The organism is Thauera aminoaromatica S2, assembly GCF_000310185.1.
In the GTDB taxonomy this organism is placed as follows: Bacteria; Pseudomonadota; Gammaproteobacteria; order Burkholderiales; family Rhodocyclaceae; genus Thauera; species Thauera aminoaromatica.
Genome location: NZ_AMXD01000114.1, coordinates 1 through 12,252, shown reverse-complemented (window position 1 = coordinate 12,252; position 12,252 = coordinate 1). Strand labels below are relative to the sequence as shown.

General features: G+C 72.3%; 8 protein-coding genes. 2 read left to right on the top strand and 6 right to left on the bottom strand.

Going from position 1 to position 12,252, the window contains the following annotated elements:
• From C665_RS14915 to C665_RS14900, 4 genes are all read right to left on the bottom strand, one after another.
• Positions 1 to 191, bottom strand: a 191-nt coding sequence (locus C665_RS14915; RefSeq protein WP_004319528.1) for a hypothetical protein, incomplete at its 3' end; no start/stop codon positions are given.
• A 9-nt stretch (positions 192 to 200) separates the two neighbouring features.
• Positions 201 to 560 (bottom strand): c-type cytochrome, encoded by a 360-nt coding sequence (locus tag C665_RS14910; RefSeq protein WP_004319526.1) that lies wholly within the window; start codon positions 558 to 560, stop codon positions 201 to 203.
• 299 nt (positions 561 to 859) lie between these two features.
• Entirely contained in the window at positions 860 to 2,257 is a 1,398-nt protein-coding gene (locus C665_RS14905) for a sigma-54-dependent transcriptional regulator (protein ID WP_004319523.1), read from the bottom strand.
• Positions 2,250 to 4,394, bottom strand: a complete 2,145-nt coding sequence (locus C665_RS14900) for a XylR N-terminal domain-containing protein (protein ID WP_004319522.1) — start codon at positions 4,392 to 4,394, stop codon at positions 2,250 to 2,252. The genes C665_RS14905 and C665_RS14900 overlap by 8 nt, the downstream gene beginning before the upstream one ends.
• 246 nt (positions 4,395 to 4,640) lie before the next feature.
• Between C665_RS14900 and C665_RS14895 the strand changes: the two genes are divergently transcribed.
• A complete protein-coding gene (locus C665_RS14895; protein ID WP_040829395.1) occupies positions 4,641 to 7,277 on the top strand; it encodes a GAF domain-containing protein in 2,637 nt (878 codons plus the stop codon).
• Positions 7,270 to 9,036, top strand: a complete 1,767-nt coding sequence (locus C665_RS14890; RefSeq protein WP_051021761.1) for a putative bifunctional diguanylate cyclase/phosphodiesterase — start codon at positions 7,270 to 7,272, stop codon at positions 9,034 to 9,036. Before C665_RS14895 ends, C665_RS14890 begins: the two co-directional genes overlap by 8 nt.
• Before the next feature lie 240 nt (positions 9,037 to 9,276).
• On the opposite strand, the gene recD is transcribed toward C665_RS14890, so the two are convergent.
• The gene (recD, locus tag C665_RS14885; protein WP_004319516.1) at positions 9,277 to 11,328 is read right to left on the bottom strand and encodes an exodeoxyribonuclease V subunit alpha; all 2,052 of its coding nucleotides are present in this window, start codon (positions 11,326 to 11,328) and stop codon (positions 9,277 to 9,279) included.
• A partial coding sequence (locus C665_RS14880) for a PD-(D/E)XK nuclease family protein (protein WP_004319515.1) occupies positions 11,325 to 12,252 on the bottom strand: 928 nt, incomplete at its 5' end. The genes C665_RS14880 and recD, both read right to left, overlap by 4 nt.

Genomic DNA, 12,252 nt, shown 5'->3' with positions numbered 1-12,252 from the left:
TGGCCGAGCGCGGCGGCGAGGCGTTGCGCGAGGGTGACCGCGCCGCTGCGGTCGGCCTGGCCGATCACCACGACCGCAGCCGCCGCGCCCGCAGGCGAGACCAGCGCCGCCGCGGTCGCGGGCAGGCTGGCGAGCGGGGCACCGAGCAGCATGCCGCCGCCCGTCCGGCGGAAGAATTCGCGTCTGTCCATGGTCGGCTCCTACTGCGCTTTCGTGGCGGGTGCGGCGCTCGGGGCCGGCGAGGCGGGCGAGGCCGTCGAGGCCTTGGAGGCCGGCGATTGCGACACCCAGCGTGCGACGCTGGCGAGGGCGGTGTTGTCGATCTCGCTGCTGCGGAAGCTCGGCATCGCGCGGAAGCCGTGGCGCACGACGTTCTCGATGTAGGCCGCGGGCAACGCGCGACCGAGGATCGCCGGGCCGACGCCCTTGTCGTGGCAGAAGCTGCACACCTTGGCGTAGGTGCGGTCGCGCCCCTCGGCGGGGGGATCGGCCGCAAGGGCAATGTGGGCACAGCTCAGCGCGAGGCTGGCGACGAGGATTCGGATCTTGTTCGACTGCATGGTTCTCCTCCTGGGCTGGGGTATGGATTCCCCGTTGGAGGAGTACAAAGCAAGGGGCGGGCCAGGGCGCGTCTAATTGTTGAATATCCAACAATCGCGCGGATCGTGTGCGTGTGCCGGCCTCGCCGGCAGCAGGGGAGGTGTCGCGGTTTGCGACAGCGGGGACCGGGCAGGGCGCTGCACGGAGGGGCGAAAAGAGGGCGAGACCCGCGGCGGACGCGGGTTGCGGGGAGAGCGTCCTGTCCTGCGACAGTGTTGCAGGATGCGACGGGCACACCCTGCGGCGTGCCCGCATGCCCTTACGGTCGCGCGCCTTCGTCCGCGTGCGGGCGCAGCAGGCGGTAGATGGTCGAGCGCGCGATGCCGAGCCGGGTGGCGGCGGCGCTGACGTTGCCGTCGAGCTTGTCCACCACCCAGCGCAGGTAGGCCTGCTCCATCTCGGCAAGCGGGACGATGCGCTCGAAGCCGGTCCGGCCAGTGCTTGCGACCGTCCTGGCGCCGGGGTGCAGCAAGGCATCGACGCGCGCCGCGTCGATGCGGTCGCCGTCGGCGAAGACGAGCAGGCGCTCGACCACGTTGCGCAGCTCGCGCACGTTGCCCGGCCAGGCATAGTCGATCAGGCGCTGCAGGGCCTGGGGCTCGACGCGCGGGGCGGGCGTGCCGGGGTGGCGCCGCACCGCCTGGTGCAGCAGGTGCTCGACCAGCAGCGGGATGTCCTCGCGGCGCTCGCGCAGCGGCGGCACGACGATGTGGACGACGTCGAGCCGGTACAGCAGGTCGTGGCGGAAGCGGCCCGCGGCCACGAGCGCCTCCAGGTCGCGGTGGGTGGCGGCGATCACGCGTGCGCCGGTGCGGCGCACGGCGCTGGCGCCGAGCGGGCGGAACTCGCCGCTGTCGAGTACGCGCAGCAGCTTGGCCTGGCAGGCGAGCGGCAACTCGCCGATCTCGTCGAGGAAGAGGGTGCCGGCGCTCGCCAGCTCGAACAGGCCCTCGCGGTCCGCACTCGCGCCGGTGAAGGCGCCGCGCTTGTGGCCGAAGAGCTCGCTCTCGACCAGCTCGCCTTCGAGCAGGCCGCAGTTCACCGGGACGTAGGCCTCGCCCGCGCGCCGGCTCCAGCGGTGCAGCGCGGCGGCCACCACCTCCTTGCCGGCGCCGCTCTCGCCGGTGAGCAGCACCGGCACGTCGAGCGCCGCCGCGCGGCGCACCTGCTCGAGCATCCGCAGCCACGCCGGGCTGTCCCCGACCATGCCGTCGTCGTCGCGGCTGCGCAGGCGCGCCACCTCGACCGAGAGCGCGTCGCAGCGGCGCGCGAGCGCGCTGCGTTCGAGCGCGCGCGCGACCACGAGGTCGAGCTCGGTGAGCTGGTAGGGCTTGGTGAGGTAGTCGAAGGCGCCCAGCTTCATCGCCGCGATCGCGCTGTCGATGCTGCCGTGGCCGGTCAGCACCACGACCTCGGTGCGCGGCGCGAGCTGCTTGATGCGCTCGAGCAGCTCGATGCCGTCCATGCCCGGCATCTTGATGTCGATGAGGGCGAGCTCGACACCGCCGCCCTCGATGCAGCGCAGCGCGCCCTCGCCGTCGCCGGCCTCGCTGATGCGGTAGCCCTGGCGGCCGAGGCGGCCGCCGAGCAGCTCGCGGTAGAGCTCCTCGTCGTCGACGATGAGGACGTGGCGATCGGTGATGGGTCGATCAGTCATGCTTCGCGGCTCCCGGTCCGTCTTCCGCAAGCGGCAGCACCAGACGGAACCAGGCCCCGCCCTGGGGGCGGTTGCCGCAGGCGATGCGGCCACCCAGCTCGTTGATGATCGCGTAGCAGATCGACAGGCCCAGCCCGGTGCCCTTGCCCGGTGGCTTGGTGGTGAAGAAGGGATCGAACACGCGTTCGGCGACCCCCGGCGCGAAACCCGGCCCGCTGTCGCCGATCTCGATCTCGATGCCTTCGCCGACGGCGCGTGCGGCGATGTCGATGCGCCCGCTGCCGTTCATCGCGTCGCAGGCGTTCTTGATCAGGTTTTGCAGCACCTGTTCGAGCAGGGCCGGGCTGGTGCCGGCCTGAGGCAGACCCGGTGCGATGTCGACCGCGAGCTCGACGCCGCGGGTGAGGCCGGCGTCGTTGAAGAAGGCCAGGCGTTCGGCGACGAAGAGGCCCACGTCCACCGTCTCCAGGCTGGCGCTCTGGCGGCGCGAGAAGGCGAGCAGGTTGGCGGTGATCGCCTTGCAGCGGTGGGCCTGCTGCTGGATGGTGGCCAGTCCGCGGCGCAGCTGCGCGAGCCGCCGGTCGTCGCCGAGCGGCGTGCATTCGTCGAGCAGGGCCTGGAGTTCCTCGGCATAGCCGGACACCAGGCCGAGCGGGTTGTTGATCTCGTGCGCCACGCCCGAGGCGAACTGGCCGAGCGCGCTCAGGCGGTTGGCCTGCGCGAGCTCGCGCTCCATCTGCCGGCGCGCGGTGATGTCGCGCGCCACGCCGATCACGCCCTCGGCGACGTCGCGGCCGACGAAGAGGGTGGAGTTGACCTCCAGCACCACGCTGCTGCCCTCGCGTCCGGAGAGCGCGATCTCGAAGGGCCGGCCGGCCTCGCCGGCGATGCGGCGGGCAAAATCGCGCTCGATGCGTGCGGCCGAAGAGGCCGGCATGAAGTCGCCGACGGCGTGCCCGATCGCCGCCTCGGGTGCGGCACCGAGCAGCTCGGCCATGCGGGTGTTGACGAAGCTCAGCCGGCCCTGGCCGTCGAGGATATAGACCGCCTCGTTGATCACGTCCTGGATCTGCTGCTCGCGCGACTCGATGCGGCGCGCGTACTCGGTGAGCTCGCGCTCGCGTTCGAGCTGGGCGCTGATGTCGAGCGCCAGCCCGCTGTAGCCCACGATGCGATCGTCCTTGAGCACGGGCTCGACCTGCAGCCGTACCGGGAAGGGCAGGCCTGCGGCGTCGCGCATCACCAGGTCGAGCGTGGTGGTGCTGCGGCGTGCCGCGATCTCCTTGAGGAAGGCGGTGGCGCGCGCGGTGTAGTCGGGCAGCACGAGGTCCTTCAGGCGCAGCGCGTGCAGCCGCGCCTCGCTCACCCCGAGGCGCAGGCGCGCCGCCTTGTTCAGGTGCAGCAGGCGCCCCGAGGCGTGCAGCGCGAACGCCATCTCGGGGAGGTCCTCGATGAGGTTGCGGTAGCGTTGCTCGGAGGCCTCGAGCTCGCGGGTGCGCTCATGCACCCGGCTCTCGAGCAGGTTGAGGCGGTCGCGCAGGTTGAGCGGCTTGAAGTATTCGCGCAGGCCGGCGAGCTCGGGCGCGCAATCGCTGGCGTTCATCAGCGTCCACGCGCAGTGGGGATCGCCGCGCCCCTCGCAGGCCGTCTCCACGCAGATCATGTCGGCCTGCAGCACCCGCGAGGCGAAGCCCGAGGCATAGCCGGTCAGCGTCCAGCACACCGGCTCGTCGGCGCGACCGAACAGGCGCAGGTGCTGCTCGGCCTCGTAGGAGTGCCGCCAGCGCCCGCTCATGCGGTAGCGCCCGCTGGCATGGTCGAGCTCGAGCGCATCGGGCGCGACCTCGGCGATGCCCGAGAACATGTGGGTGCGCGGTCCGCCGAGGATGAACTCCTCCAGGCTGTCCGGATGCATGTAGGCGGCAAGCAGCTCGGCATCCTCGTAGCCGCAGCTGAAGCCGTAGCGCGTGAGCACCACCTTGGCGATCTCGCTGCCCAGGGTCTCGACCAGCTCCTTGCGCAGCGCGCCCATCGAGTCGGCATGGACGAGGATCGCCCGCCGCCCGCAAAAGCGGATCGCGCCGCTGTCGGGCATGAAGTCGATCAGCGCGTGGAAGTCGAGCTCGTCCGAACGCATCGCCGGCAGGATCTCCGTGCGGCCAGGGAAGAAACCCGGCGGCGGCCGAGGCCGTCCCCCGGGGACCGCGCAGTCTCGCGCAATTCGTCCTCCCCGTCCATGCCGCGACGAACGCGGTTGCGCGGCTGCGCCGGGCGGCGGCGTCTCGCGCCGCATGCGCCGGGGCGTGCGCTGGCTCACGGCGCAGATCGGCGAGAGCGGCTACCCTGATGCCTTTACGCATACCCTGCGTGCATGGATCCCGCGATGATCGACCCAGGACTGCCGGCCGACGAGCCCGAGCGCCTCGCCGAACTGCGTGCGCTGGCGATACTCGACACGCCCCGCGAGGACGCCTTCGACAACCTGATGCAACTGGCCGCGTCGATCTTCGGCGTGCCGATCGCGCTCGTCTCGCTCGTGGACGAGGCGCGCCAGTGGTTCAAGTCGGCGCACGGGCTGTGCGTGGCGCAGACTCCGCGCGACGTCTCCTTCTGCACCCATGTGGTGTTCTCCAACGCGCCCCTGGTGGTCGAGGACGCCGCACGCGACCCGCGCTTCGCCGACAACCCGCTCGTCACCGCTGCGCCGCAGGTGCGCTTCTACGCCGGCGAGCCCCTGCGTTCGGACCAGGGGTTCGTGCTCGGCACCCTGTGCGTCATCGACACCGTGCCGCGCCGGTTCGAGGAGGCCGAACGCGCACGCCTGCGGCTGCTCGCGCGCCAGGCCGAGCAGTTGATCCGCCTGCACCGCAAGCGCCAGCGCCTGGCCGACGAGGCGCGCCGCAGCGCGCGCATCGCGGCGCGCTACCAGGCCATCACCGAGGGCGCGGCCGCCGGCATCCTGCGCATCGACGGGCGCGGGCGGATCATCGAGGTCAACCGCTTCGCCTGCGCGCTGTTCGGCTACGAAGAGGCGGAGCTGCGCGGGCACAACGTGCGCATGCTGATGCCCGAGCCCTTCCGTTCCGCGCACGACGGTCATCTCGAGGCCTACCAGCGCACCGGCGTGGCGCGGGTGATCGGTAAGGGCACCGAGGTCGACGCGCTGCACCGCGACGGCCGCCACATCCCGGTGCAGCTCACCGTCAGCGAGGTGAGCCAGGGCGCGCAGGCGGACGACTTCGAGGGCCGCCACTTCATCGGCATCCTGTCCGACCTGCGCGACGTGCATCAGGTGCGCGAGCGCGAGCGTCAGGAGCGCGCGCTGCTCGAGGTGCTGCACCGCGGCCTCACCGACTACCACGCGCTGATCTCGGGCAATACGCTGTGGGGCTTCCTGAAGGACGCGCTGTGCGCGCTCACCGGCAGCGCGTATGGGTTGATCGGCGAGGTGGAGCACGGCGAGGGCGGCCCGGCGCTCAAGATCCACGCCATCACCGACCTGTCCTGGAACGACGAGACCCGCGGGCTGATGCGCAAGCTGGTGAGCGGGGACATGCGCCTGAGCAACCCGGCGAGCATGCTCGGGCGCGTCTTCGCCCGCGGCGAGGTGGTGCTCTCCAACGCCATGCGGTCCGATCCGCGCGGCGGCGCGATGCCGCCCGGGCATCCGCCGCTGTCGCGCTACCTCGGCGTGCCGATCATGGACCGCGGCGAGGTCATCGGCATGTTCGCGATCGCCAACGCGCCGCAGGACTATCCGGACGAGCTGGTCGACTGGCTCAAGCCCTTCACCTCGACCTGCGCACTGCTGATCAACCTGTACCGCCTGTTCAAGGAGCAGCAGCGCTTCACCGAAGAGCTGCAGCAGGCGCGCGACCAGGCCGAGAAGGCGAACCAGGCCAAGACCGAGTTCCTGTCCTCGATGAGCCACGAGTTGCGCACGCCGCTCAACGCCATCCTCGGCTTCGCCCAGCTGCTGCAGAACGGCCGCCAGCCGCTGTCCGAGCGCCAGCTCCGCCAGGTCGAGCAGATCGCCCGCAGTGGCAGGCACCTGCTGCAGCTGATCAACGAGGTGCTCGATCTCGCCCGCATCGAGTCGGGCAGGCTGCAGGTCTCGCTCGAGCCCATGCTCGCGCACGACGTGATCGAGGACGCCGCCCAGATCGTCCTCCCGCTCGCGGAGCAGCAGGGCATCGCGCTGGCGCTGCCGCCGGCGCAGGCCTGCGCGCTGCGCTTCACGGGCGACTACACCCGGGTGAAGCAGATCCTCATCAACCTGCTTGGCAACGCGATCAAGTACAACCGCCCCGGCGGCGCGGTCGAGGTACGCTGCGAGGCGGTCGGCGGGCGCTGCCGGATCGGCGTCGTCGATACCGGCATCGGCATCCCGGCGAGCCGGCTGGGCGAACTCTTCCAGCCCTTCAACCGCCTCGGCGCCGAGTCCGGCAGCATCGAGGGCACCGGCGTCGGGCTCGCGCTCACCCGCAAGCTGGTGGATCTGATGCACGGCGAGCTCGGCGTGCACAGCCGCGAGGGCGAGGGCAGCGCGTTCTGGTTCGAGCTGCCCTTGTGCGAACAGGCGCCGGCGGTCCGCGACGAGGCGCGTGCAGCGGCCGCGCCGCAAGCCCTGAGCCGGCGCCACCGGGTGCTCCACGTCGAGGACAATCCCGCCAACCGCCAGCTGATGCAGGACGTCTTCGAGGACGTCGGCCAGGCCGTGCTGCACAGCGTGGATTCGGCCGAGGCCGGCATCGAGGCGGCCTGCTCCGATCCGCCCGACCTCATCCTCATGGACATCGACCTGCCCGGCATGAGCGGTCTGGAGGCGCGCGCCCTGCTCGCGCGCAACCCGCTCACCGCACACATCCCGGTGCTGGCGATCTCCGCCGCGGCCTCGCCGCACACCGTGCGCAAGGCGCGCGAGGCGGGCTTCATCGACTACGTGACCAAACCCTTCGACGTTCCTGCCCTCGTCGCGCGCCTCGGGCAGATCCTCGAACACAGGAGCAGCGATGACTGATTGCGTCCCCATGCAGGCCGACGCCGACATCCTGATCGTCGACGACAACCCCGCCAACGTCGAGCTGCTGCTCGCCCTGCTCGAAGACGCGGGCTACCAGCGCCTCGAAGGCATCACCGACCCGCGCAGGGTGGCGGCGCGGGTGGCGGAGCACGCGCCCGACCTCATCCTGCTCGATGTGCGCATGCCGCACCTGAACGGCCTCGAGCTCATGGAGCGGCTGTCGGCGGGCGGCGCGGAGGCGCCGGCGGTCATCATCCTCACCGCGCAGATCGACGATGCCACCCGTTACCGCGCGCTCGAACTCGGCGCGCGCGATTTCCTCACCAAGCCCTTCGACCAGGTCGAGGTGTTGCAGCGCATCCGCAACGTCCTGCACATGCAGCGCCTGATGAAGGAGCGCGCCGAACGCGCGGAACTGCTCGAAGCGCTGGTCGCCGAACGCACGCAGGAACTCGTCGCGCGCGCGCGCCACGATCCGCTCACCGGCCTGCCCAACCGGCTGTCTCTGCTCGACGAGCTCGGTGCACGGCTGGCGGCGCGGCGTGACGCCGCGGTGCTCTTCCTGTCGATCGAGGGCATGGACGAGGTTTCGCGCCTGCACGGCTTCGGCGTGGCCGACGAGCTCGCGCGCGCGGCAGCGCGGCGGCTGCGCGAATGCGTCCCGGAGGGCTTCCTCGCGGTGTGGAACAGCACGCAGTGGGTCCTGCTGTGCGACTGTGCTCCGGCGAGGGGCGCGACCGGCGCGCTCGCCGAGCGGCTGCTCGCCGGCTTCCGCCCGCCGGTCGAGGTCGAACACATGCGGCTGCACCTCGGTCTGCGCATCGGCATCGCCGCCGAGGCGGACGAGCGCAGCCCGGAGCAGCTCGTGCGCATGGCGGCGCTCGCGCTGCCCGCAGGCGAGGGGCAGTGGCAGGCCTACGAGGCCGAGCTCGAGACGCGGATGCAGCGCCGCAACGGCATCCGCGAGGCCTTGCGCGGCGCGGTCGGGCGCGACGAGTTCTCGCTGGTGTACCAGCCCAAGGTGGAGCTGTGCAGCGGCGACATCGTCGGCGTCGAGGCCCTGCTGCGTTGGGACAGCAGCGCCTACGGACGCGTTTCGCCCGCCGAGTTCGTCCCCATCGCCGAGGCCAGCGGCGAGATCCTCGCGATCGGCGGCTGGGTCGTGCGCGCCGCGCTCGCCACGCTGCGGCGCTGGCGCGAGGCGGGGCGCGTCGCCGACGTGTTCGGCATGGCGATCAACGTTTCGACCCAGCAGCTCATGCAGCCGGACTTCGCCGAGCGCCTCGTCGCCGAGGTCGAGGCCAGCGGCGTGCCGCCCGCGGCGCTCGAGCTCGAGGTCACCGAATCCGGCCTGATGCAGGACATGGCGCTCGCCGCCCGCCACCTCGACCACCTCGCGCGCGCGGGCTTCCGCATCGCGATCGACGACTTCGGCACCGGGCATTCCTCGCTCGCCTACCTCAAGGCCTTGCCGGTCTCGGTGCTCAAGATCGACCGTGCCTTCATCCGCGAGCTCCACGCCAATCCCGCCGACCAGCGCCTCACCGGCACCGTGATCGACATGGCGCGGCATTTCGAATTCATCACGGTTGCCGAGGGCGTGGAGCAGGAGGCCCAGCTCGAACGCCTCATGGACATGGGCTGCGACCTCGTCCAGGGCTTCATGTTCGCCCCGCCCCTGAAGGAGGACGCGCTGTTCCGGCTGATGAAGACGGGCTTCGCGCACATGCCGGTGTTCGGCGGGGCGGTGGCGTAGAGGGGTAGGCGCTGGCCCGACGGCCCGGTTCGCGGCTTGCGCCGCTCCCACGGAAACCGCCGATGCCCCGATCGCGACTTGCGTCGCTCCCACGGAAACCGCCCCGCCCCGTGGGAGCGGCGCAAGCCGCGAATGAAGCGGTTCGGGATGCGACCCCCGTGCAGAACGCCGCCGTTCATCCTCGCGCGTTCTCCGCTTCGTCTTCCCCGTCACCGCCTCCACGCCCGCGCCGGCGATCGTCTACGTTCCCTGAAAGTCCAGCAGCCCGCTCTCGCGCCGGGTCGCCTGCAACACGCCATGCTCCAGCAGGCCCTCGCGTTCGGCCACCAGGCTGAAGGCCTTGCGGGCGCGCGTGATCGCGGTGTAGATCAGCTCGCGCACGAGCACGTTGCCGCTCTGCGCGGCGAGCACCAGCACCGTGTGCTCGAACTCCGAGCCCTGGCTCTTGTGCACCGTCATCGCAAACGCGGTCTCGACATGGGCGAGGCGGCTCGCCGCCACCGAGCGCAAGGCCTCGCCGTCGAGGAAGTGCACCCGCAGGCCGCCGCTCTCGAGCGCCGGCAGGGTGATGCCGATGTCGCCGTTGAAGACGCCGAGCGCGGGGTCGTTGCGGGTGACCATGACCGGGCGCCCGGCGTACCAGGTCCCGCGTGGCGACAGCAGACGCGCGCGCGCGAGCGCGTGCTCGATCGCGCGGTTGAGCCCGGCCATGCCCCAGTCGCCTTCGCGCACCGCGCACAGCACGCGGAAGCGGTCGAAGGCGTGCAGGATCGCCGTCGCCCACGCGGCGTGCGCCTCGGCGTCCTTGCCTGCCGGTCCGCGTGCGAGCAGCTCCAGATAGTCGCGGTAGCAGGCGGGTGCGCCCCTGCGGCCGCCGAGCGCGAGCGCGATCACCGCCGCCACCGGTCCGCCCTCGACCCCGTGCAGCGCGCCGCTCGCATCCTCGCGCAGCAGGCGCGCGGGCAGGGCCGGGTCGCGCGCCGCGTTGACCGCGTGCGCGAGCGCGCCGATCGGCCCCTCGAAGCGCCGGCTCTCGCGCAGCATCACGGTGTGCTGGGCGAGCGCGGGCGCCTTGTCCGTGGGCTCCAGGTAGCGCGTGGGCAGGGCCTCGCCGGTGGTGGCGAGCAGGTAGCGTGCGGTCTCGGCGTCGTAGCGTCCGTCCGAGGCGTCGCGGCAGAGGTCGCCGAGCACCGCGCCGGCCTCGACCGACGCGAGCTGGTCCTTGTCGCCGAGCAGCACCAGTCGCGCGCCGTGCGGCAGGGCTTCGAGCAGGGCGGCCATCATCTCCAGGTGCACCATCGAGGCTTCGTCCACGATCACCACGTCCACGTCGAGCGGATTGCCGGCGTGGTGGCGGAAGCGCCGCGTGTCGGGACGGGCGCCGAGCAGCGCGTGCAGGGTGCGCGCGGCGCCGATGCGGCGGGTCAGCGCGGCGAGGTCGAGGTGGCCGCCCAGGCTGCGCTGGAGGGCCTGCAGCGAGCCGTCGATGGCCTGGCGCAGGCGCGCGGCGGCCTTGCCGGTGGGGGCGGCGAGCGCGATGCGCAGGCGCTCGGGCGCCGGGTGGGTGGCGAGCATCAGCGCGAGCAGGCGCGCGGCGGTGTAGGTCTTGCCGGTACCGGGGCCGCCGGTGAGGATGCTCAGGCGCCCGCGCAAGGCGATCGCGCAGGCGAGCTTCTGCCAGTCGACCGCCGCCTCGTGGGCCGGAGTGCCGGGCGCGGCCGGAAAGAGGCGGTCCAGCCAGGTGCGCGCACGCGCCTCGTCGACCGGCTCGGGTTGCGCGCAGCGCGCCGCCACCGCGGCGGCGACACTGCGCTCGTACTGCCAGTAACGGCGCAGGTAGAGCCTCGGTGCGGTGTCGGGTCCGTCCACCAGCAGGGGCTGGCCGAGTTCGGGGTCGTGGCCGATGCGGCGCACCACGGGGCTTTGCTGCAGCGCCGCCAGCCAGGCGGCGGAATCGGCGGGCAGGTTCTGCCACAGCGCGGCGATCGCCGCTTGGGCCTCCATCGGCCAGGCCAGCAGATCCTGGTCGGTCGCGGCGAGCGGGGCGAGCGGCAGGCAGCTATGGCCGCGGCCCTCCATGCGCGCCAGCACCGCTGCGCCCACCAGCAGCGCGGGCGGCGCGGCGGGGTCGAGGCTGGCGATGAAACGGGCGAAGGCGCTGTCGAGCTGGCGCAGCAGGCCGGCGTCCGTCCAGGCGTCGAGGGTGGCGAGGAGGGCGTCGGTCGGCGCGGAGGGCGCTGTCGCCGCGTGTGGCGCCGCGGCAGGCGAGGGCGAAGCGTGGATGGGGCTCATGCCAGGGAAGCCTCGTCGGCGAGCAGGTGGTCCAGGGTGTCGAGCAGCTCGATCAGCGCCGGCGTGGCCGGGATGGCGTATTCGCCGCGCGCCGGCCCGTCGATGCCACGCAGGAAGAGATACAGCGCGCCGCCGAGCTGGCGGGCGGGCTCGTAGGCCCCGCCCAGGCGCGCGCGCAGCAGGCGATGCAGCGCGAGCAGGTAGATCGCCGCCTGCACGTCGTAGCGGTGATGCGCCATCGCCGCCTCGAGTGCGGCGCGGTCGTAGGCGCTGCCGTCCTCGCCCAGGCTGTTCGACTTGTAGTCCAGCACCCAATAGCGCCCGTCGTGTTCGAACACCAGGTCGGCGAAGCCCATCAGCATGCCGTGCAGTTCGCGCTGCGGCAGTGCGGGGCGGGGCTGGGCGTGGAGCAGGTGGCGCCGACACAGCGCGTCCACCGCCGTCGCCTGCAGCTGAGCGGAGGGCAGCCAGAACTCCATCTCGGTGATCAGCACGCGCAGGTCCTGCAGCGCCGCGTCCAGGCTGGGCAGGCGGGCGCCGAGCAGGGCGCGCATCCACTGCACAAGCTCGTCGGCACGCTCGCCGTGGCCGGCGCGCTCGCAGCGCCGGCGCAGCGCGGCCTCCAGGCCCTCGTTGGTGGCGAGCGCGAAGCCTTCCGCGGCGAGCCATTCGAGCACGTCGTGGAGGAAGTCGCCGGCGAAGGCGCCGCGCGGGAAGCGGTGCCAAGGCGGCCGGTCCGTGTCGGGGGGGGCGAGGGCGAGGCCACCGTCCGCACCGGATGGCGCCAGTGCGGCATCCTCCTCCAGGCGGACGAGCGCCTCGTCGGCCGCCGGGCGGCGGACGTGGACCGGCAGGATGCGGGCGGCCCCGGCCGCCTCGGCCTGGCCGCAATCGTCCGCCGCCAGGGGGGCTGCCGAGCCGGCT